The 24,773-nt window shown below is 63.6% G+C and carries 25 protein-coding genes and 1 tRNA gene; 12 read left to right on the forward strand and 14 right to left on the reverse strand.

The window, feature by feature from the left end; all coding sequences use genetic code 11:
• Positions 1-62 precede the first annotated feature (62 nt).
• From hemA to OKW26_RS32035, 6 genes are all read left to right on the forward strand, one after another.
• Complete coding sequence (gene hemA, locus OKW26_RS32010; RefSeq protein WP_429356223.1) at positions 63-1,349, forward strand: glutamyl-tRNA reductase; 1,287 nt, start codon at positions 63-65, stop codon at positions 1,347-1,349.
• A 121-nt stretch (positions 1,350-1,470) separates the two neighbouring features.
• Positions 1,471-2,553 carry a peptide chain release factor 1 gene (prfA, locus tag OKW26_RS32015; protein ID WP_184065650.1) on the forward strand — a complete coding sequence of 361 codons (1,083 nt, stop codon included), beginning with the start codon at positions 1,471-1,473 and terminating at the stop codon, positions 2,551-2,553.
• Between the two features lie 10 nt (positions 2,554-2,563).
• Positions 2,564-3,451, forward strand: coding sequence for a peptide chain release factor N(5)-glutamine methyltransferase (prmC, locus tag OKW26_RS32020; RefSeq protein WP_429356224.1), 888 nt, complete (start codon positions 2,564-2,566; stop codon positions 3,449-3,451).
• A gap of 113 nt (positions 3,452-3,564) precedes the next feature.
• A complete protein-coding gene (gene grxD, locus OKW26_RS32025) occupies positions 3,565-3,876 on the forward strand; it encodes a Grx4 family monothiol glutaredoxin (RefSeq protein WP_018420101.1) in 312 nt (103 codons plus the stop codon).
• Positions 3,877-3,916: 40 nt separating this feature from the next.
• The gene (locus OKW26_RS32030) at positions 3,917-4,522 is read left to right on the forward strand and encodes a UbiX family flavin prenyltransferase (RefSeq protein WP_429356225.1); all 606 of its coding nucleotides are present in this window, start codon (positions 3,917-3,919) and stop codon (positions 4,520-4,522) included.
• A 134-nt stretch (positions 4,523-4,656) separates the two neighbouring features.
• A complete protein-coding gene (locus OKW26_RS32035) occupies positions 4,657-5,442 on the forward strand; it encodes a DODA-type extradiol aromatic ring-opening family dioxygenase (RefSeq protein ID WP_184065641.1) in 786 nt (261 codons plus the stop codon).
• Positions 5,443-5,559: 117 nt separating this feature from the next.
• Here the strand turns inward: OKW26_RS32035 and OKW26_RS32040 are convergent, their stop codons facing one another.
• A complete protein-coding gene (locus OKW26_RS32040; RefSeq protein ID WP_090802055.1) occupies positions 5,560-7,155 on the reverse strand; it encodes an APC family permease in 1,596 nt (531 codons plus the stop codon).
• 430 nt (positions 7,156-7,585) lie between these two features.
• Between OKW26_RS32040 and OKW26_RS32045 the strand changes: the two genes are divergently transcribed.
• Positions 7,586-7,789 carry a cold-shock protein gene (locus tag OKW26_RS32045; protein ID WP_007180251.1) on the forward strand — a complete coding sequence of 68 codons (204 nt, stop codon included), beginning with the start codon at positions 7,586-7,588 and terminating at the stop codon, positions 7,787-7,789.
• Between the two features lie 134 nt (positions 7,790-7,923).
• On the opposite strand, the gene OKW26_RS32050 is transcribed toward OKW26_RS32045, so the two are convergent.
• Positions 7,924-9,174: an Hsp70 family protein gene (locus OKW26_RS32050; protein WP_429356226.1), complete on the reverse strand. Its 1,251-nt coding sequence runs from the start codon at positions 9,172-9,174 to the stop codon at positions 7,924-7,926.
• A gap of 188 nt (positions 9,175-9,362) precedes the next feature.
• On the opposite strand from OKW26_RS32050, the gene OKW26_RS32055 reads away from it, so the two are divergent.
• A complete protein-coding gene (locus tag OKW26_RS32055; protein ID WP_429356227.1) occupies positions 9,363-10,856 on the forward strand; it encodes an MFS transporter in 1,494 nt (497 codons plus the stop codon).
• Between the two features lie 103 nt (positions 10,857-10,959).
• On the opposite strand, the gene OKW26_RS32060 is transcribed toward OKW26_RS32055, so the two are convergent.
• Positions 10,960-11,577, reverse strand: coding sequence for a nitroreductase family protein (locus OKW26_RS32060; protein WP_429356228.1), 618 nt, complete (start codon positions 11,575-11,577; stop codon positions 10,960-10,962).
• Between the two features lie 169 nt (positions 11,578-11,746).
• On the reverse strand, positions 11,747-13,030 hold the full coding sequence (locus tag OKW26_RS32065; protein WP_187612896.1) for an MFS transporter: 1,284 nt from the start codon (positions 13,028-13,030) through the stop codon (positions 11,747-11,749).
• Positions 13,031-13,183: 153 nt separating this feature from the next.
• Between OKW26_RS32065 and OKW26_RS32070 the strand changes: the two genes are divergently transcribed.
• Both OKW26_RS32070 and OKW26_RS32075 read left to right on the forward strand, forming a co-directional pair.
• Positions 13,184-13,831: a TetR/AcrR family transcriptional regulator gene (locus tag OKW26_RS32070; protein ID WP_429356229.1), complete on the forward strand. Its 648-nt coding sequence runs from the start codon at positions 13,184-13,186 to the stop codon at positions 13,829-13,831.
• Positions 13,832-13,889: 58 nt separating this feature from the next.
• Positions 13,890-14,444, forward strand: a complete 555-nt coding sequence (locus tag OKW26_RS32075; RefSeq protein WP_429356230.1) for a DUF1415 domain-containing protein — start codon at positions 13,890-13,892, stop codon at positions 14,442-14,444.
• A 20-nt stretch (positions 14,445-14,464) separates the two neighbouring features.
• Here OKW26_RS32075 and OKW26_RS32080 read toward each other — a convergent pair whose 3' ends face one another.
• A complete protein-coding gene (locus tag OKW26_RS32080) occupies positions 14,465-15,307 on the reverse strand; it encodes a class I SAM-dependent methyltransferase (RefSeq protein ID WP_184009166.1) in 843 nt (280 codons plus the stop codon).
• 388 nt (positions 15,308-15,695) lie between these two features.
• On the opposite strand from OKW26_RS32080, the gene OKW26_RS32085 reads away from it, so the two are divergent.
• On the forward strand, positions 15,696-16,016 hold the full coding sequence (locus OKW26_RS32085) for a DNA-binding protein (protein ID WP_090802066.1): 321 nt from the start codon (positions 15,696-15,698) through the stop codon (positions 16,014-16,016).
• A 135-nt stretch (positions 16,017-16,151) separates the two neighbouring features.
• Here the strand turns inward: OKW26_RS32085 and OKW26_RS32090 are convergent, their stop codons facing one another.
• On the reverse strand, positions 16,152-16,361 hold the full coding sequence (locus tag OKW26_RS32090) for a DUF1059 domain-containing protein (protein WP_090805487.1): 210 nt from the start codon (positions 16,359-16,361) through the stop codon (positions 16,152-16,154).
• 441 nt (positions 16,362-16,802) lie between these two features.
• Between OKW26_RS32090 and OKW26_RS32095 the strand changes: the two genes are divergently transcribed.
• Entirely contained in the window at positions 16,803-18,074 is a 1,272-nt protein-coding gene (locus OKW26_RS32095; RefSeq protein ID WP_429356231.1) for a TIGR03862 family flavoprotein, read from the forward strand.
• 15 nt (positions 18,075-18,089) lie between these two features.
• Here OKW26_RS32095 and OKW26_RS32100 read toward each other — a convergent pair whose 3' ends face one another.
• The 8 genes from OKW26_RS32100 to OKW26_RS32135 all read right to left on the reverse strand — a co-directional run bounded on the left by OKW26_RS32100 (position 18,090) and on the right by OKW26_RS32135 (position 24,760).
• Complete coding sequence (locus tag OKW26_RS32100; protein WP_429356232.1) at positions 18,090-19,214, reverse strand: methyltransferase; 1,125 nt, start codon at positions 19,212-19,214, stop codon at positions 18,090-18,092.
• A 428-nt stretch (positions 19,215-19,642) separates the two neighbouring features.
• A tRNA-Thr gene (locus tag OKW26_RS32105) sits at positions 19,643-19,718 on the reverse strand.
• A 19-nt stretch (positions 19,719-19,737) separates the two neighbouring features.
• A complete protein-coding gene (locus OKW26_RS32110) occupies positions 19,738-20,244 on the reverse strand; it encodes a ClpXP protease specificity-enhancing factor (protein ID WP_184065609.1) in 507 nt (168 codons plus the stop codon).
• 66 nt (positions 20,245-20,310) lie between these two features.
• On the reverse strand, positions 20,311-20,922 hold the full coding sequence (locus OKW26_RS32115) for a glutathione S-transferase N-terminal domain-containing protein (protein WP_006052302.1): 612 nt from the start codon (positions 20,920-20,922) through the stop codon (positions 20,311-20,313).
• 95 nt (positions 20,923-21,017) lie between these two features.
• Positions 21,018-21,773 carry a cytochrome c1 gene (locus tag OKW26_RS32120; protein WP_429356233.1) on the reverse strand — a complete coding sequence of 252 codons (756 nt, stop codon included), beginning with the start codon at positions 21,771-21,773 and terminating at the stop codon, positions 21,018-21,020.
• A gap of 23 nt (positions 21,774-21,796) precedes the next feature.
• Entirely contained in the window at positions 21,797-23,176 is a 1,380-nt protein-coding gene (locus OKW26_RS32125; protein WP_187612904.1) for a cytochrome b, read from the reverse strand.
• Positions 23,176-23,796: a ubiquinol-cytochrome c reductase iron-sulfur subunit gene (gene petA / locus OKW26_RS32130; protein WP_184065716.1), complete on the reverse strand. Its 621-nt coding sequence runs from the start codon at positions 23,794-23,796 to the stop codon at positions 23,176-23,178. Before petA ends, OKW26_RS32125 begins: the two co-directional genes overlap by 1 nt.
• Positions 23,797-24,013: 217 nt before the next feature.
• Positions 24,014-24,760, reverse strand: coding sequence for a Nif3-like dinuclear metal center hexameric protein (locus tag OKW26_RS32135; protein ID WP_090802074.1), 747 nt, complete (start codon positions 24,758-24,760; stop codon positions 24,014-24,016).
• Between the last annotated feature and the right edge of the window lie 13 nt (positions 24,761-24,773).

The raw sequence follows: 24,773 nt of genomic DNA on the forward strand, positions 1-24,773 counted from the left end.
GCGGGCAGAATGTGAGTATCGTGGAAACGCTATAATATAGGGCTGAACGATAGCTCCCCCAAATGCAGCTTCTAACGATCGGAATCAACCATCACACTGCGCCTGTCGCCTTGCGCGAACGCGTGGCGTTTCCGCTCGAACAGATAAAGCCCGCTCTGGATACGTTCAAAGGCATCTGGCTGGGCCACATGGCCCCCAACGCGCCCGAGGCGGCAATTCTGTCGACCTGCAACCGCACCGAACTCTACTGCGCGACCGACGACCTCGCCGCGCGCGAAGCCTCGGTGCAGTGGCTGTCGAAGTACCACAACCTCCCGATCGATGAACTCGCGCCGCACGTCTATGCGCTGCCGCAGTCCGAAGCCGTGCGCCATGCGTTCCGCGTCGCGTCGGGGCTCGATTCGATGGTGCTCGGCGAAACGCAGATCGTCGGACAAATGAAGGACGCGGTGCGCACCGCCTCCGAAGCCGGCGCCCTCGGCACTTACCTGAATCAGCTATTCCAGCGCACCTTCGCCGTCGCGAAGGAAGTGCGCAGCACCACCGAGATCGGCGCGCAGTCGGTGTCGATGGCCGCCGCCGCGGTACGCCTCGCCCAACGCATTTTCGACAAGATCGCGAACCAGCGCGTGCTGTTCATCGGTGCTGGCGAAATGATCGAGCTTTGCGCGACGCATTTCGCGGCGCAGCATCCGCGGGAACTCGTCGTCGCGAACCGAACCGCCGAGCGCGGCATGCGGCTCGCCGAGCGCTTCAACGGCCGCGCCATTCCGCTCTCCGAGCTCCCCGCGCGGATGCACGAATTCGACATCGTCGTGTCGTGCACGGCGTCCACGTTGCCGATCATCGGTCTTGGCGCGGTCGAGCGCGCGGTCAAGGCGCGCCGTCACCGGCCGATTTTCATGGTCGACCTCGCGGTGCCGCGTGACATCGAACCCGAAGCCGGCCAGCTCGAAGACGTGTTCCTGTACACCGTCGACGACCTCGGCGCGATCGTCCGCGAAGGCAATGCGTCGCGCCAGGCCGCGGTCGCGCAGGCCGAAGCGATCATCGAAACGCGCGTGCAGAACTTCATGCAGTGGCTTGATGCGCGCAGCATCGTGCCGGTGATCCGCCACATGCACACCCAGGCCGACACGCTGCGCCGCGCAGAGGTCGAACGCGCGCAGAAAATGCTCGCGCGCGGCGACGATCCGGCCGCAGTCCTCGAAGCACTGTCGCAATCGCTCACCAACAAGCTGATCCATGGTCCTACGCACGCGCTGAATCGCGCGAGCACCGACAACCGCGACAAGCTGATCGAGCTGATGAGCGGCTTCTACAAACACCCCGGCTCTACCGAGCGTTAGCGGCGCAGTGCTCGCCGCACCTCCGCGCGCCACCGCCGTGGCTCGCAAAGTGCTTCCGCCCCGGGCACTCGCCCGTTCCCTTGGCCGCATCCATTCCGGAGTCCGCTCCGCTACCCGCCCGATGAAAACGAGCATGCAACGCAAGCTCGACCAGCTGACCACCCGGCTGGCCGAACTGAACGACCTGTTGAGCCGCGAGGACATCACCGCCAACCTCGACCAGTACCGCAAGCTGACGCGCGAACACGCGGAGCTCGACCCGGTCGTCGAGCATTACGGGCTGTGGCGCCAGGCGCAAAACGACGCCGCCACCGCGCAGGAACTGCTCGCCGACGTGTCGATGCGCGATTTCGCCGAAGAGGAAATCCGCGCAGCACGCGATCGTATGGAGACGCTCGGCGTCGAACTGCAGAAAATGCTGCTGCCGAAAGACCCGAACGACGAGCGCAACATTTTCCTCGAAATCCGCGCGGGCACCGGCGGCGACGAATCCGCGCTGTTCGCGGGCGATCTGCTGCGCATGTATCTGCGCTATGCCGAGCGCAACCGCTGGCAGGTCGAGATGATGTCGGCGAGCGAATCGGACCTCGGGGGCTATCGCGAAGTGATCGTGCGAATTGCCGGCGATGCCGCGTATTCGAAGCTGAAGTTCGAGTCGGGCGGGCATCGCGTGCAGCGCGTGCCGGCCACCGAAACGCAGGGCCGCATCCATACCTCGGCGTGCACGGTCGCGGTGATGCCGGAAGCGGACGAGATCGGCGAAGTCGAGATCAATCCGGCCGATCTGCGTATCGACACGTTCCGCGCGTCGGGCGCGGGCGGCCAGCACATCAACAAGACCGACTCGGCGGTGCGCGTCACGCACTTGCCGACGGGCATCGTCGTCGAATGTCAGGACGACCGCTCGCAGCACAAGAACAAGGATCGCGCGCTGAAGGTGCTCGCCGCGCGCATCAAGGACAAGCAGGCGCACGAGCAGCAGGCGAAGGAAGCGGCGACGCGCAAGAACCTGATCGGCTCGGGCGACCGTTCGGAGCGCATCCGCACGTACAACTTCCCGCAGGGGCGCCTCACCGATCACCGCATCAACCTGACGCTGTATCGCCTCGACGCGATCATGGACGGCGATCTCGAAGAACTGATCGCGGCGCTCGTCAGCGAGCATCAGGCCGAACTGCTGGCTTCGCTCGGCGACGCGGACTAACGCCCCGACAATGACCGACGCCTCCCCGGCTCCGCTCGACCCCACCGCTCTGCCCGCCACGGCCGAGGCGCTATTGCGCGCATCGCCGCTGCCGCCGCTCGAAGCGCGGATTCTGCTCACGCATGTGCTCGGTTGGCGGCGCACGCAGCTGATCACGCGCGGCGAGGAGCCGCTCGAACGCGCAAGCGTCGAGCGTTATCGCACGCTCGAGGCGCGGCGCATGGCCGGCGAGCCGGTCGCGCAGCTCGTCGGTGCGCGCGAGTTCTTCGGGCTCGAATTCGAAGTGACGCCGCACGTGCTGATTCCGCGTCCTGAGACCGAGCTGCTGGTGGAGACCGCGCTCGCGGCGATCGAACCTCGGCCGCGCCCACGTGTGCTCGATCTCGGCACCGGGACCGGCGCAATCGCGGTGGCGATCGCGTCGATGCGGCCCGACGCGCAGGTCTGGGCGCTCGACCGCTCGGCCGACGCGCTCGCCGTCGCCGCGCGCAACGGCGCGCGCCTGCTCGACGTGAAACGCCCGGGGGGCGCCGTCGTTTTCCTGCCCAGCGACTGGTACGGCTCGCTCGACGCCGCGTTGCGCTTCGATGCGATCGTCAGCAATCCACCGTATATCGCGAGCGGCGACCCGCATCTGCGTGAGGGCGATCTGCGCTTCGAGCCGCGCGGCGCGCTCACCGACGAGGCCGACGGCCTCAGCGCGATCCGCGCGATCGTCGCCGGCGCCCCCGAGCGTCTCGCCGCCGACGGCACGCTTTGGATCGAACATGGCTACGACCAGGCCGAAGCCGTGCGCGCATTGTTGAGCGAACGCGGTTTCGCCGAGGTCCGCTCGGCGCGCGATCTCGCCGGCATCGAGCGGATCAGCGGCGGCGTGCTGCGCGCCGCTGCGGCCTGAGCGTGGTTCGCCGAGGCTAAAACCCCAGGCGCGACGTGGCTGCGGCCGCCCGTAGCGAAATCCGCTATCATTTCAGCCTATTCCCATCCTTTATCGGAACCGCAAGGTCAGTCATGGATACGCAACAACGCATCAAGCAAATCGTCGACGGCAACAACGTCGTTCTCTTCATGAAGGGCACGGCCCAGTTCCCGATGTGCGGTTTTTCCGGCCGCGCCATCCAGATCCTGAAGGCGTGCGGTGCCGGTGAGATCAAGACCGTCAACGTGCTCGAAGACGACGAAATCCGTCAGGGCATCAAGGTGTTCTCGAACTGGCCGACCATTCCGCAGCTTTACGTGAAGGGGGAATTCATCGGCGGCTCGGACATCATGATGGAGATGTACGAATCGGGCGAACTGCAGCAGCTGTTCGCCGCGGCCTGAGCGATCTACGCTTCGTTCGCTTCATCAGGCGCCGCAAGCCATGCAGCAAGCACGCACCGCGGCGGTGCCTCGCCGGCTGATCGTCGCGATCACCGGCGCCACCGGCGCCATCTACGGCATCCGGCTGCTCGAGACGCTGCGGCGGCTCGGCGGCGTCGAGAGCCACCTGCTGATTTCGAGCGCGGGTTGGCTCAACATCCAGCATGAACTCGAGTTGGGCAAGGAAGACGTGCATCCGCTCGCGGATGTCGTCCATTCGGTGCGCGATGTCGGCGCGAGCATCGCGTCCGGCTCGTTCGCGACCGACGGCATGATCGTCGCGCCCTGCTCGATGAAAACACTCGCGAGCATCGCGCACGGTTTCGCCGACAACCTGATCACCCGCGCCGCCGACGTCACACTGAAGGAGCGTCGCCGTCTCGTGCTGCTGGTGCGCGAAACGCCGTTCAATCTCGCGCATCTGCGCAATATGACGGCCGTCACCGAAATGGGCGGAGTGATCTTCCCGCCGCTGCCCGCGTTCTATAACCGGCCTGCTTCGATCGACGAGATGGTCGACCACACTGTCGCACGCGTGCTCGATCTGTTTGCGCTGGGGCCGGCGTTGTCGCCAGCGTGGGAAGGATTGCGGGGCGTGCAGGATTAACCGCGACAACGCGGATTAACAACGGCCGCGACGCAATCAATTCCCGCTGAACCCATTTATCAAGCTGGCGTGCGGACCTATATTGGTAGCAACCCAATTTCTCCGTGCCGTGCTTACACGGCCGCGTTGCTGTCATGAACCGCTTACCTTCGCTTTTCCTGTCTCACGGCGCACCCACGTTGCCGATCGATCCGTCGATGCCGTCCGCCGAGTTCGGCGCGCTCGCCACGCAATTGCCGCGTCCCGAGGCAATCCTGATGTTGTCGGCGCACTGGGGCACCGCGCAGCCACTCGCGAGCATCGCGACGGCGCCTGAGACCATCCACGATTTTTATGGTTTTCCGCGCCAGCTCTATGAAATCCAATATCCGGCGCCGGGCGCGCCCGACATCGCACGTAGCGCCGCCGCGCTGCTCGGCGCGAGCGGCATCGTCGCGGACGTGCAGCCGCACGGACTCGACCACGGCGCATGGGTGCCGATGCTGCTGATGTTTCCGCGAGCGGACGTGCCAATCGCGCAACTGTCGATCCAACCGCACAAGGACGCCGCGCATCATTTCCGCGTCGGCCGCGCGTTGCGCGCGCTAAAAGACGAAGGCGTGATGGTGATCGGCTCCGGCCAGATCACCCATAACCTGCGCGCCGCCGATTTCTCCGCGCGCCCGGAAGACGCCGATCCGCGTGTGGCCGAATTCACCGACTGGTTCGAGGACAAGCTCGTCGCGCGCGATATCGACGCGCTGCTCGACTATCGCCGCCAGGCGCCGCACGCGGTGTTGATGCATCCGACCGACGAGCATCTGTTGCCGGTATTCGCCGCGCTCGGTGCCGCCGACGACGACTATTCGCTCGCGATCCAGTCGCTCGGCACCTACCAACGCTCGCTCGCGATGACGAACTACGTGTTCGGGACCGCCTGATCCGGCGCGGGGTCGCGCACAAAGGTCAACAAAAAGCCCGCCTGATCATCGATCGGGCGGGCTTTTTATCGGCCCCGAAAGACCCGCGTCGAGCGGATCGTCGGTTTCGACCGGCGCTCAATGCGCGCCGATAACTTCGAGCACTTCGTCGTGCTCGAGCCGCTCGTCCAGATACTCCGAACGATAGCCGCTGTTCACGCCCCAGAAGTAGAACACCAACGCGAAGGCGATCACGACGAGCATGTCCCAGCCGTAAGGCAGAATGCCGAAGCCGCCAAACTCCTTGCTGCCGATCAGCGACAGGATCGCCATGATCGGCAGATACGCGACCAGCCACCAGGCAGCCTTCAGGTCACGGCCCCAGCCCTCGAAGCCCGACTTCGCCTGGAAGTAGAAATACACCGGCAGCGCGACGACCATCAGCAGAATGATTTCGCCGGTCAGGGGCCACCTCGCCCAGTACAGGATCAGCGACGCGCAGACGAACGCGAACGGCGCGATCACCTTCATGCCGGCGATGTGCAGCGGGCGCTCGAGATCGGTTGCCGCGCGGCGCAGTGCCATCAGGCTGATCGGGCCGGTCAGGTACGAGATCACGGTCGCGACCGAAATCACCGCCGCGAGCGAACTCCAGCCGCGGAAGAAGAACAGGAAGATGAACGAGACGAGCAGGTTGAACCACATCGCGTTGCGCGGAACGCCATAGAACGGGTGCACGTTACCGAACATCTTCGGCATCGTGTTGTTGCGCTCCATCGCGTAGATCATGCGCGAGGTGGTTGCCATGTAGGTCGTACCGGTGCCGCTCGGGCTCACGAACGCGTCGACGTACAGCAGGATCGCCAGCCAGTTCAGGTTCAGCGCAATCGCCAGTTCCGCGAACGGCGAAGCAAAGCTGAAGTGGCTCCAGCCCTTCATCACGTCGGCCGGATTCACGGCACCGATGTATGCGATCTGCAGCAACACGTAGATCACGAGCGCGAGCAGGATCGAGCCGATCACCGCGAACGGCACGCTCCTGGCCGGATTTCGCGCTTCACCGGCCAGGTTGATCGGGCTCTGGAAACCGTTGAATGCGAACACGATGCCGCTCGTCGCGACCGCGGTCAGCACCGCCGACCAGCCGTACGGCGCGAACGTGGTCGTCTGGCCAAAGTTCTCGGTGTGGACGCCTGTCATCATCAGGCCGACGATCGTTGCGCCCGGGATCAGGAACTTGAAGATCGTGATCGCCGAGTTGGCGCGCGCGAACAGCTTGACGCCCCAGTAGTTGAGCAGGAAATAGATGATGACGAGCCCGGCGGACAACAGCAGGCCGTTGGTCGTCAACGACCCGTCGACGAACAGCGCATGCGCCCAGGGATAGGGCCATGTACTCATATATTGGATCGATGCTTCGGCCTCGATCGGGATCACCGACACGATCGCGATCCAGTTGGCCCACGCGCTGATGAAACCGACCAGCGCGCCGTGCGAGTAGCGCGCATAGCGCACCATCCCGCCAGATTCCGGAAACATCGCGCCAAGTTCCGCGTAGGTCAGCGCAATCGCGAGAATCACGACCGCACCGATGATCCATGCGCAAATCGCAGCCGGACCGGCAATTTTTGCAGCCTTCCACGCGCCGAACAGCCAACCCGAACCGATGATCGAGCCCAGACCGGTCAGCATCAGCGCGAATGGCCCGATGTTCCGTTGTATAGAACTTTTCAAGTCTTCTCCTAAATCAGAACCATGTCGGCACCGCGTGACATCGCTTGTGGCGGTGGGGACGGGGTGACGCGCATGTAAGCGCGTCCAGATGCGGAATAGGTGCAACCGACGCGCGGCGCGTAGTTTAACGGTTGCACCGTGTTACTGCAGCGAAACCGCAGCCGAACTAAGGGTTCTCCCTAGCAAAAAGTTGTCCCCCTGCGCAAGCTTTGTAAGAAAATTTCGGATCAGTCCGGCAAAGTTTCGTCTAAACTGTTGACCTTCGTCCGAATTCGCCGTATAACGTTCGGGCAGGATTTCAAGTGGCGAGTGAAGTGGTTCTTTCGTAGTTCGCCCATCAACGGTACTCCGGTTGGTCCCATTACCCCCTTCCTTGATTTTCATGCACCCCGGGCTTCGGCCTTATTCACCATTTTTAGGAAAAAGTAATATGGAAACCGGTACCGTCAAGTGGTTCAACGACGCTAAGGGCTTTGGCTTCATCACTCCGGACGGCGGCGGTGAAGATCTGTTCGCGCATTTCTCGGAAATTCGCACTGAAGGCTTCAAGACGCTCCAAGAAAACCAGAAGGTCACGTTTGAAGTGAAGACGGGCCCGAAGGGCAAGCAAGCGGCTAACATCAAGCCGGTGTAAGCTCCGCGCTTCCTTCTGGACGCAAAAAAACCCCGCCTCGGCGGGGTTTTTTATTACGGCGGCCAATCTGAATGCGCCGATTAACTTCGCGTTACTTCGCAATCCGCGGCGGATTATTTGTTGATTATTCGGGATTATCCGAATACACGCCGCGCATGAATACCGAGGCCGGTCGCAACGCTCGCGAGACGATCGCCGAATACCGCTTGCGCGTCTGGAAACGCCGCGGCCAACGCGCCCGACAGAAACGCGAGGCCGGTCGACCCGCCGGTGAAATAGATCGCGTCGACATCGCGCGGCGCGACGCCCGCCGCCTGCACCGTATCGCGCGCGGCCTGCACGATGCGTCGCGTTTCTTCCTCGCCTGCTTTGACGAGCTGCGCTTCGTCGAACGCGAGACGCAGATCCTCTTCCACCTGCTCGAGATCGATCACGGTCTCGCCGCCCGCCGCCACGCCGATCTTCGCCTCTTCCGCGTGGGCGGCGAGCGCGTGCCCGAAACGGTGCTCGACCACGCGCATCAGCCGGTCGTGGTGCTTCGTCTCCGTGAAAAGGTGCCGCATCAGCGCGAGTTCGCTGACGCGCTTCGGCGTGTAGACGGTGTTGATCAGGTGCCAGGTCGCGAGATCGAAATAAATCCGGTTCGGGATTTCGCGCCCTTGCGGATCGAGCGACTGGTAGCCGAGTTCGCGCAGTATCGTGGCGAGTTCGACGCGGCGGTCGAAGTCCGTACCCGCGACGTGCACGCCGTGGTGCGCGAGCACATCGTCCTTGCGCTCGACGCGCTTCATCCGTTCCGGCCCCACTCGCACGAGCGAAAAGTCCGACGTACCGCCGCCGATGTCCGCCACAAGCACGAGCCCCTCGGCGCTCAGGTGCGATTCGTAGTCGAACGCAGCTGCGATCGGTTCATACTGAAAGTGGATGTCGCGCAAGCCGGCCGTGCGCGCGGCGGCTTCGAGCTGTTGCTGCGCCATCTGGTCGGCGCGCGGGTCGTCGTCGACGAAGAACACCGGGCGGCCCAGCACCGCGCGGTCAATCGCGCCGCCGGCGCTCGCCTCGGCCGCGCGCTTCAGGTGAGTCAGGAACGTCGCGATCACGTCGGTGTACTTGATCGCACTGCCGTCGCCGAGATCGGTCGTATTCTCGGCGAGCGGCGAGCCGAGAATGCTTTTCATCGAGCGCATCAGCCTGCCGTCGAAACCGTCGATGTAAGCAGCGAGCGCCGCGCGCCCGAATTCGCTGGTGTGTTCGTCGGTATTGAAGAAGACCGCGGTGGGCAGCGTCGTGTACGCGCCTTCGACCGGCGCCAGCTTCAGCTGCGGGCCGATCGGAACCGCGACGGCCGAATTGGAAGTACCGAAGTCAATCGCGCAATAGTTCATGGCAGGAATGGCCGCTCACGGCTGGCGCGCAAAGAAAGGGGAGCGGCTTTGTATCACGAAAACTCCGGCAGCATCAACTGAAGCTGCCGGGACGGCCGCAAGATCGATTGAAATCATGGCGCGGAATGGATCTTGCTGCGTCCGACCGGATATGCCGCCCCATTTCGCCATCGAGGAGACTTCGCGTCATGAGCGTGCCGCCCACCGCCGCCGTCGATGACCAGCACGCCACGCTGATCGAAACCGATCTGCCGTCGCGGCTAGACCGTCTGCCGTGGGGCCGCTTTCATACGCTGATCGTGGTTGCGCTCGGCGTGACGTGGCTGCTCGACGGCCTTGAGGTGACGCTCGCCGGCGCGGTCGCGAGCGCGCTGAAAACCAGCCCGGCGCTGCGCTTTTCGAATGCCGAGGTCGGCCTCGCGGGCAGCGCATACATTGCCGGCGCGGTGCTCGGTGCGCTCGGTTTCGGCTGGCTGACCGACCGGCTCGGCCGCCGCAAGCTGTTTTTCATCACGCTGACGCTGTATCTGGCCGCGACCGCGGCGACCGCGCTGTCGTGGAATCTGATGAGCTTCATGCTGTTCCGCTTCCTGACCGGCGCGGGTATCGGCGGCGAATACACGGCGATCAACTCGACGATCCAGGAATTCACGCCGGCACGCGTGCGCGGCTGGACCGACCTCGGCATCAACGGCACGTTCTGGGTGGGCGCGGGGCTCGGCGCCGCGGGCTCGCTGGTGCTGCTCGATCCGCACCTGCTGCCTTCCGACTGGGGCTGGCGCGCGTGTTTTTTCATCGGCGCGGTGCTCGCGCTGGTGATCCTGCCGATGCGCATCTGGATACCCGAAAGCCCGCGCTGGCTACTCACGCACGGCGACGAGCGCGACGCCCGCACGATCGTCGAGGGCATCGAGACGCGTTTTCGCGACGCCGGTCACACGCTCGCCGACGACGCCCTCACGCGGCTGCGGCTGCGCGCGCGCGACCATACGCCGTTGCGCGAGGTGTTCCACACGCTGTTCAACGTGCACCGGCGCCGCGCGCTGGTCGGTCTCACGATGATGACCGCGCAGGCATTCTTCTACAACGCGATCTTTTTCACCTACGCGCTCGTCCTCACCGACTTCTATCACGTGCCGGGCGACGACATCGGCTGGTATCTGCTGCCTTTCGCGCTCGGCAATTTCCTGGGGCCGCTCGTGCTCGGGCGGCTGTTCGACGTGATCGGTCGACGCAAGATGATCGCCGCGACCTACGCGATGTCGGCGATCCTGCTGACGCTGTCCGGTTATCTGTTCGAGCAGCAACTGCTGAGCGTCGTCACGCAGACGGTCGCCTGGATGGTCATTTTCTTCTTTGCGTCGGCGGCCGCGAGTTCCGCGTATCTGACCGTGAGCGAATCGTTTCCGCTCGAAATCCGCGCGCTCGCGATCGCGGTTTTCTATGCGTTCGGCACCGCGCTCGGCGGCATCATCGGGCCGGCGTTTTTCGGTCGGCTGATCGATACGCATCAGCGCAGCGAGGTGTTTTCGGGCTATCTGGTCGGCTCGGCGTTGATGCTCGCGGCGGCGCTCGTCGCGGCGATCTGGGGTGTCGACGCGGAGCGCAAGTCGCTCGAGCATGTGGCCGCGCCGCTGTCCAGCGTGACGGAGGGCGAGAACGGCATGGACGGCGCTGCATGAAAAACGCGCGGACCGTGCCGCGCGTGCCTGACTGCTTCGTTGCTCATCGACCGCTTTCTTCGCTTTACGCGAAATCGCGCGGCAAGCGCGGCGAATCCATCGCTCAGAACGCCTTCTTCCAGGCGCCGGCGTACGCGATATCCGCGAGCGCCGCGCGTTGACGCGGCGCCTTCTCGCGTTCGCGCAGGACCGGGTCCAGTTTGTCGACGTCGCCGTAATGGCCGAGCGAGATCATCGCGATCGGCTCGACGTCCTTTGGTAGTTCGAAGGTGGTACGGAACGCGTTCACGTCGAAGCCGCTCATCTGGTGCGCGGCGAGGCCGAGCGCGTGCGCCTGCAGCACCAGCGACATCGCCGCCGCGCCGGCGTCGTAGAACGCGCAGCGGTTTACGTCGCCCTTGTTGGTCAGTGTGTGCGCGGTCACCGCGATCAGCACCGGCGCGAGCGCATTCCAGCCCTGGTTGAACGGCACCAGCGTGGCGAAAGCCTTCTTGAACGCGACTTCGTCGACGCTGCGATCGAATACCACAAAACGCCAGGGCTGCACGTTATATGAAGACGGCGCCCAGCGCGCCGCTTCGAGCACGGCGCGCAACTGATCGCGGCTCACCGGCTCGCTCGAATACGCGCGAGGGCTCCAGCGGCCAGCAATGAGCTCGTGAATGGCAACTTCGGTTGAGGCGGGTTTGTTGGCCATGCGCTTCTCTCGGTAGATATTCATGTTCTCCGGGCGGCTGCCCGAGGCCACATAGCATAACGGGCTTTCGGTGCGCGCTCCAAGTTGCGGCGCGGCGCTATGCGTGCCGACTGAGAAAACGCGCACGACCCCGTTATGGGGCCGTGCGTCGTTGCTTCGCTGACGGTGAATCCGCGCGGCTCGCGAGGGCGCCTCAGATTGCCTGCGGCGTCGGCACCTTGGCCGGGCGGTTGATGCGCAGCACGATCACCGCGGCGATCAAACACAAGCCGCCGGAAATCATCGATGCGACCGTGTAGGTGCCAAGACTCGCGCGCAGCATGCCCGCGCCGAGCGCCGCGAACGCCGCGCCGAGCTGGTGGCCCGCGACCACCCAGCCGAATACGATCGGCGCCGATTCCTTGCCGTAGACGTCGGTCGCAAGACGCACGGTCGGCGGCACGGTGGCGATCCAGTCGAGACCGTAGAACACCGCGAACAGCGGCAGTCCGAAAAAGTCGATGCCGAACGCGTGCGGCAGATACATCAGCGACAGCCCCCGCAGCCCGTAATACCAGAACAGCAGCACGCGGCTATTGAAGCGGTCCGACAGCCAGCCCGACATCGTCGTGCCGAACAGGTCGAACACGCCCATCGCCGCGAGCAACGACGCGCCCTGCACTTCGGTCATCCCGTAGTCGCCGCACATCGCGATCAGATGGGTGCCGACATAGCCATTGGTGCTCGCGCCGCAAATGAAGAAGCTGAAGAACAGCAGCCAGAAGTCGCGCGTTTTGCTCGCCGACGCGAGCGTGCCGAATGCGATCGCGAGCGGATTCTGCCTGGTGACGGTCGTCGTGATGGGCGCGTCATGGGGTTCGCCGTACGGGCGCAGCTGCATGCTGGCCGGATGCTCGGGCAGCAGGAACGCGACGAGCGGAATCACGACGGCCGCCGCGAGCGCGACGACCCACACGACCTGACGCCAGCCGTAATGCTCGGCGATGGCCGCGAGCAGCGGCAGAAACACCAGTTGGCCGGTCGCCGAGCTGGCGGTCAGGATACCCATCACGAGACCGCGGCGCGTCGTGAACCAGCGCGTCACGACCGTCGCCGACAGCGACAGCGCCGCTACGCCGGTCGAGCCGCCGACCATCACGCCCCAGATCAGCACCATTTGCCACGGATGCGTCATCAGCGACGACAGCGCGACACCCGCGGCCATCGTACCGAGCGCGCTCAGCAGCGTGGGGCGCACACCGAAGCGCTGCATCGCGGCAGCCGCGAACGGCCCCATCAACCCGTACAGCGCGATGTTCACCGAGATCGCGAGCGAAATCGTCGCGCGGCTCCAGCCGAATTGGTGCTCGAGCGGCACCATCATCACGCTCGGTGTCGCTCGCGTACCCGCAGCCGCGAGCAACACCAGGAACACCACGGCGACGGTCAACCAGCCGTAGTGGAAACGCCCGCCTATCAGTCGCGCAGCCCAGTTCATCGATTCTCCCATCGACGCGGCCCGGGTGGCGGCGTCGTTCGTATTATTACGGCCTCGGTGAATGACTTGTGACAGATCGGTCACAATAGTGTTGCGATCTTAGTTACTGGTCGGTAACATGTCAAGGCGTCAATCTCATTCGGGTGACTTGCCATGTCCGACAGCGAAACCCCCAAGCCCGCCCCTACTCGTGCGCGGCGCGCGCGCGGCGCACAGACCACCGGGTCGCAGGCGCAGCTGCATCTGCTGCGCGCGGCCAGCGAGTTGTTCTATCGCGAGGGCGTGCGCACGGTCGGCGTCGATGCGGTGGTCGAGCGCGCGGGCGTGAACAAGATGAGTCTGTACCGGCAGTTTTCGTCGAAGGACGAGCTCGTGATGGCGTATCTGGAGCAGAAGGACGAGCAGTTCTTCCGCTACGTCGAGAAGAGCTTCGCGAAGCATCCTGGCGAGCCGGCGAGGCAGCTTCAGCAGTACTTCGACGACCTCGCGGTGCGCGCCTCGGTCGACGATTACCGCGGCTGCCCGTTCGTGAACGTGTCGGTGGAGTTTTCGGATACCGCGCATCCGGCGCGGCAGTTCGTGTTCCGCAACAAGCAGCGCTTGATGGCGCGCCTCGTCGAACTGTCGACAGCGGCCGGCGCCGGCGATCCGCAAGCGCTGGCCGATGGGCTCGGTCTGCTGATCGAGGGCGTGTACGCGGCGAGCCAGACTTACGGGCCGGGCTGCGGGCCGATCCTCGCCGCGCCGAAAGTCGCCGCGCAGTTGATAGCGGCCGCTTGCGCGGAGAAGCCGGTTCGCTGAGCCAGTCCGTCAGCTGGGTCCTTTAGAATTGCGCGTTTTCCCGTCACATCCGTCCGCCATGCCGTTGCCCGCCGAATCCCACGATGCCGTTATCGCCGCGACCCGTCATTGGCTGACGGAGGCCGTGATCGGCCTGAACCTGTGTCCGTTCGCGAAGGCCGTGCATGTGAAGGGGCAGATTCGCTATGCGCTCAGCGAAGCGGACACGCTCGAAGCGGTGCTGACCGACCTGGAAGCCGAGCTGCAGACCCTCGTCGCCGCCGACCCCGCCGCCATCGACACGACGTTGCTGATCCTGCCGTGCGCGTTCAAGGACTTTCCCGGCTTCAACGACTGCCTGTTCTTCGCCGACCGGCTGGTCCAGCAGCTACGGCTCGAAGGCACTATCCAGATCGCGAGCTTTCATCCGCATTACCAGTTCGAAGGCAGCGAGCCCGACGATATCGAAAACTACACGAACCGGGCGCCCTATCCGATCCTGCATCTGCTGCGCGAGGACAGCATCGAGCGGGCCGTGCAGGCCTTTCCCGACGCGGAAGAGATCTACGAGCGCAATCAGGAAACGCTGCGGCGCATTGGCCTCGCGGGCTGGGATGCGTTGATGAAGCGCTAAGTGAAGCGCCAGGCCGCGCCTCAGGCCGGCACGAAAAATCGCTCCTTCAGCGCATCGAGCCCGAGCGCGTCCAGAACTTCGCCGAGCCGCTCAGCGGGCCGGCGCCGCGGCAGGTCCTTGTACTGCGCGATGATCAACTCGTTTTTCATCGAGTGTTCCCAGCCGACCAGCTCGGTCACGCTGACCTGATAGCCATGCGCTTCGAGCTGCAGGCAGCGCAGCACGTTCGTGATCTGGCTGCCGAATTCGCGCGTGTGCAGCGGGTGCCGCCAGATTTCCGTCAGCGCGGTCTTCAGAGCCTTGCCCTTGTTCTGCCGCAGCACGCCGGCTACCTCGGCCTGGCAGCACGGCACGACGACGATGTACTTCGCGTGCTTTTCGAGCGCGAAACGGATCGCGTCGTCGGTGGCGGTATTGCACGCGTGCAGCGCGGTCACGATGTCGATTTCGGCGGGCAACCGCGTCGACGTGATCGACTCCGCCACCGACAGATTCAGAAACGACATCCCCTTGAAGCCGAGCCGCGCCGCCAGCTCTTCGGACTTCGTCACCAGCTCTTCGCGCGTTTCAATGCCGTAAATGTGCGAAGCCCCACCAGCCACGTCCTGAAACTCCTTGAAAAACAGGTCGTACAGGATAAAACCGAGGTATGACTTGCCCGCGCCGTGATCGACGAGCGTCAGCGCCCCCTGCTGGTCCTTCAGGTCCTTGAGTAGCGGCTCGATGAACTGGAACAGATGGTAGACCTGCTTCAGCTTGCGACGGCTGTCCTGATTCATCTTGCCGTCGCGCGTGAGGATGTGGAGCTCTTTGAGCAGTTCGACGGACTGGTTGGGACGGATTTCGTGGGTTTTGCCGGACATCGTATGGGCCGCCATCAATTGCAGTGCGAACGTGCGACAGATGACGGAAAAAGAGAAAGGTTGCTGCCAGTTTACCCAAAGTGCGGCAATCCCAGCGAGTACGCTGCCCGGGTCACGCGAGACAGGCGGTCCACCGGGAACACTTCCTGCTCGAAAGGCGCTGCGCGGAAGTGTCTCGAGAATGGCTGAAAACAGCTTGAGCGCCGGCTGAGCCTGCGGGTGCAAGCCGCGTCGCCGAAAACAGGAGGCTGTCCGGCCGTGCAACCGGACACGCGAACCGGATGCATTTGGGGAGAGCGGTCCCGCAACAAGGGGCGAACGTTACGTAACCAGCAGCGGCCGGCTTTGCAACGGGTCGCGCGCTCGGATGATCACAGAAGAGGCGGCAATGGATACGGTACCCAACGGAAATGTCGAACAGAAGTTTCAGGAAATGATGGCGAAGCTCACCGCCGCGCCGGCATGGTCGGAGAAACAGCAACTCGAACTGGAGATGGCTCGCGACATCTCCACGGAAATGCTGCGGCTCGCCGAGGTCATGCGTGACGGCAACGTCGACCTCGAGACCTGCCTGACGATGCTCAAGTACGCCAAGGTGCTCGACTTCGTGATGACGACGCTCGCGTCGCGACGCGACATCAAGCCGCAGACGTTGCGGGTGATCTTCAAGCTCGCCGGGCTGAAGGTCGATGAGGCGTATCCGGGTTAGCGCGTCGGCATGCTGGTTAGATTGGCTTGGTATCGCGTTTCTCGTGTCACCACAAGACTGCTGCAACACGCCCGCACGCGGCCGGCTGGATGCCGCTCGCGACGCGGGCTTCCACACTCCCCTTCCACGGGTGTCTCAAGCGTGCCGCGCCTCGACGGGCGGCGTTCCCTCATGAAATAGCGTCTTCAGCTGCTCGCGCAACTCCGGCGAATCCGCGTGCTTGTGAACGCTGACGGCATGCTGGACCGCGGCTTCGAGCAGTTCGCCGTCGCTGTCGGCGGATAGCGCGACAGTGCAGTTCGTTTCGCTCGGAAACTCGCGACAGTCGATATATTTGCGGGTCATGGCAATCTCCTTGAACCAGACGATCGACTCTTCCACCGATTCAACAGGCGCTTCGCGTCGGCTGCCGGCGAGCGGCAGTGAAGCGCGCCGCAGCGGCTGCGTCGCAAGCGACGTGATTGGGGATTGACGCGAGGAACGACGCGAACGGCGTCCGATGGAAGATGTTTGAAAAGTATAGGTCGCGTGCGGCGCGGGCCAAGCGGTGAATGCGATGCGCAACGGCCGGGAGAAAGACTGAATCCAGTATTTTCCGGTCTGGGGCGATCGAGCCCGGTCGCCTGGCGAATAGCCGCCTATTTGCCAGTACCGAGCACAGTTCCACAGAGTTTGTCGGCGTTTGCCGCGCGCCGCGCGCGGTGTGACAATAGCGCCCTTCGCGCCGCATATCCGTTCGGTCACCGCGGCGCACCGCCTTTTCTCCCCGTTGATCCGCTGAACCGCATGTCATTCTCGCTCGATTCCGCCCGCGTCGCCGTGATCGGCGGCGGCCCCGCCGGCCTGATGGCCGCGGAGACGCTTGCCGGGCGCGGCGTGCAAGTCCACGTATATGACGCGATGCCGTCGGTCGGCCGCAAATTCCTGATGGCGGGCAAAGGCGGCATGAACATCACGCATTCGGAAGCCCTCGCGCCGTTTCTCGACCGCTACGGCTCGCGCCGCGAGCGCATCGCGCCGTTACTCGACGCGTTCGGTCCCGACGCGCTGCGCACATGGTTGCGCGAGTTGGGCGTCGAGACGTTCGTCGGCAGTTCGGGGCGCGTATTTCCGTCCGACATGAAGGCCGCGCCGATGCTGCGCGCGTGGCTGCATCGGCTGCGCGAAGCGGGTGTGCAGTTTCATATGCGTCACAAGTGGAGCGGCTGGGCGTCAACATCCGAAGACGGTGCCGCCCACGCGTTACGCTTCGACACGCCCAACGGTGAGCAGACGATCAGCTGCGACGCGGTCGTGTTCGCGCTCGGCGGCGCCAGTTGGCCGCGTCTCGGCTCCGACGCCGCGTGGGTGCCGCTGATGACGTCGCGCGACGTGCCGGTGACGCCGCTGCGTCCCGCGAACTGCGGCTTCGACGCGGACTGGAGCCAGTATCTGCGCGAGCGTTTCGCGGGTCAGCCGATCAAGACGGTCGCGATTTCCGTCACCGGCGTAGACGAAAAAGTCCACAATCGACAAGGTGAAATACTTTTGACCGAAACGGGCCTCGAAGGGAGCCTGATTTACGCGTTGTCGGCGCCGATCCGCGAGCGGATTCTCGCCGGCGGCGAGGTCACGATCGCGCTGGATCTCGCGCCAGGCTTGCCGCTCGAGCGAGTCGTGGAGGAGGTGACGCGGCCGCGCGGCTCACGCTCGATCGCGAGTCATCTGCACGGGCGAATCGGAATCGGCGGGGTCAAGCTGGCGTTGTTGCATGAGGTTCTGTCGAAAGAAGCCTTCGCCGATGCGCGCGGCCTCGCCCACGCGATCAAGGCGCTGCCGATGCGACTGCTGCGCGCGCGACCGATCGAGGAAGCGATCAGTACGGCGGGCGGAATCCCGTTCGAGGCGTTGGACGCGCATCTGATGATCGACCGGATGCCCGGCGCATTCTGCGCGGGCGAAATGCTCGATTGGGAGGCGCCGACCGGTGGTTATCTGTTGACCGCCTGCTTTGCCAGCGGGCTGGTCGCTGGCCGGGGCGCGTGCGCGTATCTGGAAGCGCACGGCACGTCGGCGTGACGCGCGCAGTCGCCGTCACCGCGCCTTGAGCCGCCACAACGACGTGACCTCGGCCGCTCGCGCAACATACAACGGATCGTTCTGATCGCTGGCCTTCGGATGCCGTGGACGAATGTCCTCGCGCCCCACGACATTGAGCCCCGCATGCTCGATCGCCGCGAGCAGCCACTCGCGCGTACGCAGCCCAAGGTGCTCGGCGAAATCCGAAATGATCAGCCAGCCCTCGCCGCCCGGCATCAGATGATCGGCGAGGCCGTTCAGGAAGCCGACCAGCATGCGGCTGTCCGGATCGTAGACCGCGTATTCGAGCGGCGACGCCGGCCGCGCCGGCACCCACGGCGGATTGCAGACGACGAGCGGTGCGCGACCGTCCGGAAACAGATCGGCTTGTACGATCTCGACGTGCTCGGCGAAACCAAGACGCGCGAGATTTTCACGAGCACACGCAAGCGCGCGCGCATCCTGGTCCGTCGCGACGATCTTGCGCACGCCGCGTTTGGCCAGCAGCGCGGCCAGCACGCCAGTGCCGGTGCCGATATCGAACGCGAGGTCCAGCGACGGCAGCGGCGTGCGCGCGACCAGATCGACGTACTCGCCGCGCACCGGTGAGAACACACCGTAGTGCGGATGGATGCGCTCGCCGAGCGCCGTAATCTCGACGCCCTTCTTGCGCCATTCGTGCGCGCCGATCAAACCGAGCAACTCGCGCAACGACACGACCGACGCGTCACCGCTCGCCGGTCCATAAGCTTCGATGCAGGCCTGCCGCACGTCGGGCGCGCGCCGCAGCGCAATGGCGTAGTCGGCATCGAGCGGAATCAGGATCATGCCGAGCGTGCGCGCGCGCTGCGACTGCGCCTGCCGATGCTGGTTGAACGCGTCGAGCGGTGTGGCTCCCTGCTTGCGCGGCTTGCGTTCGAGCCGGCGCGTGACGGCCTGCAGCAGTTGGCGCGCGTTCTGGAAGTCGCCGCGCCACAGCAGCGCGGTGCCTTCGCAGGCGAGGCGGTAGGCCGAATCGGCGGTGGTGCGGTCGTCGGCGACGACGACGCGCTTCGGCGGCGGCACGGCCGCTTCGGAACGCCAGCGTGCGGTGCGCGGGCCGTCGGCTTCTGGCCAGGTGAGAGTTGCGGGGCTGGTCATGGTGCAATGGAGTCGATGTGACGTCGCCTGCGACGTGGACCGCGGCAGTGGACCGGAATGTCTGGCGGCTGCCCGCCATCCCGGGCGACGCCCGAATAGTAACGTACCGCCGCCGTGCGGATTCGCCGGGCATGAATTGGTGACGGTGATGAGGTGAGTCTAGACGCACCGAAAGTAGACAATAATGTCTACAATCGACAAGGTGAAAGAGATATCATGATTTTTGAGCCATCGCGCGGCTCACCTCACGCTGCCTTCGCACGTTTTGACGTGCGTGAAACCCTCGTCGCAAACAAGCCGGGCCAAGGCTTCGGTGATCGGCATCAGCAACGATCTAGGCAATTTCCACCGAAAAAAGAAAAACCCCGCCAAAGCGTGTGCTTCGACGGGGTTTTCTAGCATTTCCAGTTACTGCTGATAAAGCAATCTGGTGCCGGCTGCAGGACTCGAACCCGCCACCTCATGATTACAAGTCAAGCGCTCTACCTGATGAGCTAAGCCGGCATGAGGCCGTGATTCTACTTCATTTCACGATCTTAAGGCGAGCCCTTCCGCCGCCTTTCGAGCCATCGTCGTCGGGCTGCGGTTTGTCGGCGGCGTCGGTGGCCGCGGCAGGGTCGGCAGGGGCGGCGGGGGCGGTTTCGACGGCGCGCGGAGCCGCCGGCGTGTCAGCTTCGTCCGCGGCATCCGCGCCCGAATCCTGAGCCTCGCCGCCCGCCGATTCGACCGGGAACGCCATACCCTGGCCGTTCTCGCGCGCGTAGATCGCAAGAATATTGGCGACCGGCACTTCGATCTTGTGGGACTTGCCGGAGAAGCGCGCGTTGAACTCGATCCACTCGTTGCCCATCTGCAGCTGGCTGGTCGCCTCGAAGCTGATGTTCAACACGATCTCGTTGTCGCGCACGAACTGACGTGGCACGCGCGTCTGATTGTCGACGCGGACCGCGATATGCGGCGTGTAGCCGTTATCCGTGCACCACTCGTAGAGCGCGCGCAACAGATAAGGCTTCGTGGAAATCTCTTGCATCAACAGTCCTCTTGCGGGCGCGGGCGCGCATCGAAGCGATGCGGCGTCCGCGCTCCAAAGCCAAACTCAACGACGCATCACCTTTTCCGACGGCGTCAGCGCTTCGATATAAGCCGGGCGGCTGAAAATGCGCTCGGCGTACTTCATCAGCGGCGCGGCGTTCTTCGACAGCTCGATACCGTAGTGGTCAAGGCGCCAAAGCAGCGGCGCGATCGCGACGTCGAGCATCGAGAACTCTTCGCCGAGCATGTACTTGTTCTTCAGGAAGATCGGCGCGAGCTGCGTCAGGCGATCGCGGATCGCGAGGCGCGCCTTCTCGTGATTCTTCTCCGCTGCCTTGCCCTTCTCGTTTTCGAGCGTGCCGACGTGGACGAACAGCTCTTTCTCGAAGTTGAGCAGGAACAGGCGGGCACGCGCGCGCTGGACCGGATCGGCCGGCATCAGCTGCGGGTGCGGGAAGCGCTCGTCGATGTACTCGTTGATGATGTTCGATTCGTACAGAATCAGGTCCCGTTCGACGAGAATCGGCACCTGACCATACGGATTCATCACGGCGATGTCTTCCGGCTTGTTGAACAGGTCGACGTCGCGGATCTCGAAGTCCATGCCCTTTTCGAACAACACCAGCCGGCAACGCTGGGAGAACGGGCAAGTAGTGCCGGAATACAGAACCATCATGTTTACGTTTCCTCAAAAAGCTGAAGGGCCAGCGCGCGGAAAAACCGTTCAGCAGGTTTTTCCTGGCGCCGGCCCCACGCCATGTAGCGGCGTGATTATTTGATATGTTTCCAGTACGCGGCGTTCAGTCGCCAGGCGAAAAAGCTCAGGATACCGAGGAACAACAGCACCCACACGCCAAGTTGCCTGCGGGTTTGCTGCGTCGGTTCGGACATCCATGACAGGTACGACACGAGGTCGGCCACAGCAGAATCATAATCTACCGGCGACATCGTCCCCGGAGTCAGTTGCTGGAAGCCGAGGAATTTGTGTACTTTTTCGCCGGTTCTTTCGTCGGTTTCGTCGCCGAATTTCGCCGCACGCTGCCCCTGAAGCTGCCACAGCACGTGAGGCATGCTCACGTTTTGGTACACCAGATTGTTCCAGCCGGTCGGCCGCGTATCGTCGCGGTAAAAACTTCGCAGATACGTGTAAAGCCAGTCCGTGCCGCGCGCCCGCGCCTCCACCGACAGATCCGGCGGCGTCGCCCCAAACCACGCTTTCGCGTCCTCCGGGCGCATCGCCACGGTCATCGTGTTGCCGACCTTGTCGGTGGTGAACAGCAGGTTCGCCTGGATTTCGTTCGGCGTGATGCCGAGATCGGTCAGGCGGTTGTAGCGCATCAGGTTCGCGCTGTGGCAATTCAGGCAGTAGTTTACAAACAATTGCGCGCCGCGCTGCAAAGAAGCGAAATTGTTCGTGTTGTCCGGCGCGCGATCGAGCGGGAAATTCTCGTCCGCGTGAACCGGAGCGGCCAACAGTGCAAGCATGGTCACGCCGACCAGCGCGCACATCGAAAGCAGTTTTTTCATCTTCATGTTCTCCTGGCTCGCGATTAGTGAGGCTTGAACCGCACCCGTTCCGGCGGCTGCTTGAACTTGCCAAGCCGGGTCCAGAAGGGCATGCCGAGGAAAAACGCGAAGTAGATCAGCGCGCAGATCTGGGCGATCAGCGTCGCGGCCGGCGATGGCGGTCGCGTGCCGAGGAAGCCGAGCGTCAGGAACGCGATCACGAAGATCCCGAAGAAAACCTTGTGGAAGAACGGCCGGTAGCGAATAGACCTGACCGGCGACCGGTCGAGCCACGGCAGGAAGAACAGCGAAATCACCGCGCTGCCCATCACCACGACGCCCCAGAACTTCGATTCGGTGAACACCATCGCGACGATCACCAGCACCGCAAGCACCGGCAGACCGAGCTTCCACTTGCCGCGCGCGCGCACGAGCGCCAGCAACCCGAGTAGCGCGATGACGATCATCAGCACGATCTTGAATGGATCGGTAGTGGCGCGCAGCATCGCATAAAAGGCGGTGAAGTACCATACAGGCGCAATTTCCGGCGGCGTCTGCAGCGGATTCGCGGGGATGAAGTTGTTGGCTTCAAGGAAGTACCCACCCATTTCCGGCGCGAAGAAGATGATCGCCGCGAAGATCAGCAGGAAGATCGTTACGCCCATGAAGTCGTGCACCGAGTAGTACGGGTGGAACGGAATGCCGTCGAGCGGCACGCCATCCGGGCCCTTCTTGGCCTTGATCTCGATGCCGTCCGGGTTGTTCGAGCCGACTTCGTGCAGCGCGACGAGGTGCGCGATCACGAGGCCGATCAGCACCAGCGGAATCGCGATCACGTGAAACGCGAAGAAGCGGTTCAGCGTGACGTCGGAGACCACGTAGTCGCCGCGAATCCACAGCGACAGATCCGGACCGATGAACGGAATCGCCGAGAACAGGTTCACGATCACCTGCGCGCCCCAGAACGACATCTGCCCCCACGGCAGCAGATAGCCGAAGAATGCCTCGGCCATCAGGCTCAGGAAGATCAGGCAGCCGAAAATCCACACGAGCTCGCGCGGCTTGCGGTACGAGCCGTACATGAGCCCGCGGAACATGTGCAGATACACGACGACGAAAAACATCGACGCACCCGTCGAGTGCATGTAGCGGATCAGCCAGCCCCACGGCACCTCGCGCATGATGTACTCGACCGACGAGAACGCGAGCGTCGCGTCGGGCTTGTAGTTCATCGTCAGGAAAATGCCGGTGACGATCTGGTTGACCAGCACCAGCAACGCAAGCGAACCGAAGAAGTACCAGAAGTTGAAGTTCTTCGGCGCGTAGTACTCGGAAACGTGCTTCTTCCACGTGGCAGTCATCGGGAAGCGCTGGTCGATCCAACCAGCCAGCCCGGTCGTCTCTACTTCGTGTTCGCTCGCCATTACGCTTCTCCTTTTTCGTCCTTCCCGATCACAAGGGCCGTCGCCGACGTGAACATGAAGCGCGGGATGTCGAGGTTCTGCGGAGCGGGTTTGTTCTTGAAGACGCGGCCGGCCATGTCGTAGGTCGAGCCGTGGCACGGGCACAGGAAACCGCCGGGCCAGTCGTCGGGGAGATTCGGCTGCGGGCCTTCCTGGAAGCGCGGCGTCGGCGTGCAGCCCAGATGCGTGCAAACGGCGACGGCAACCAGCAGATGCTTGTTCTCGGCGCGTGAACGGAATTCGTTGTTGCAGTAGTCCGGCAGCGGCATCGAAAACGGATTCAGCGAGTGGGGGTCCGCTACCTGGCTGTCGGCTTTTTGAACATCGGCGAGCATGCGGTCCGTGCGGTTGATGATCCACACCGGCTTGCCACGCCAGGCGACCGTCATCATGTCGCCGGGCTTCAGACCACTGATATCGGCTTCGACCGGGGCACCTGCGGCCTTGGCCTTTTCGGATGGTGCAAAGGAACTAACAAAGGGTACGACAACGGCAACACCTCCTATGCCGCCTGCTACGGTCGTCGCTACCAGCCAGTTACGGCGGCTGCCATCGACGCGTTCCTCTTCTTTGTCTCGCATCACACGCCCCACTTCTGAGTTGGATTTTTCCTTCACGTCGCTTCTACCGCTAGTTTGCTCGAATGGAGTCGCCATTTACAAGGGCCGATTGCCAAAAACCGTGCGAAGCCCTTGATAACTCAGGGTTTGTCCGTACCGATCGCAAACTTTTTCGCACCTCCTTTTAAGTGCCTTCTGCGGTATTCCTGCTTTGTTCTTCGTTAATGCAATTCGCAATTCAAACGGGATTGGGGATATCGATAAACAGATGTTCGATATCGAACGATTCGGACAGATGCTTGCCCACCGCCTGCACGCCGAAGCGCTCGGTCGCGTGGTGGCCAGCTGCCAGAAACGCGACGCCGCTTTCCGCCGCCGTATGCATCACCGACTCCGAAACCTCGCCGGTCACGTAGACGTCGACACCCGCGTTGATCGCCGCGTCGAACATGCCTTGCGCGGCGCCCGTGCACCAGCCGACGCGGCGCAGCTCCATATCCGGATCGCCGAACACGAGCGGCGTGCGGCCCAGTGTCTGCGCGATCTCCGCGGTGAGGTGCGACAGCGTGATCGGCATTGGCAGCGTGGCGAGCCAGCCGAGATCGTTGTCGCCGAAACGCGCGTCGCTGATCCAGCCCATCTTCTCGCCGATCTGCGCGTTGTTGCCGAACTCGGGATGATCGTCGAGCGGCAGATGGTAGGCGAACAGGTTCAGGTCGTTGGCGAGCAGCAGCTTCAAACGAGCATGTTTGCGGCCAGTGATCTGCGGTGCCTCGTTGCGCCAGAAGTAGCCGTGATGAACCAGCACGGCGTCCGCGCCCCAGTCGAGCGCGGCCTCCAGGAAGGCCACCGACGCGGTCACGCCGGTCGCGAGCTTGTTGATCCGGCGGCGTCCTTCGACCTGCAATCCGTTCGGGCAATAGTCCTTGAAGCGCGCGGTTTCAAGGAGATTGTTCAAGTACAATTCAAGTTCAATCCGATCCATATAGACCTCTAGT

This window comes from Paraburkholderia sp. 32 (assembly GCF_050435345.1).
Lineage (GTDB): Bacteria > Pseudomonadota > Gammaproteobacteria > Burkholderiales > Burkholderiaceae > Paraburkholderia > Paraburkholderia tuberum.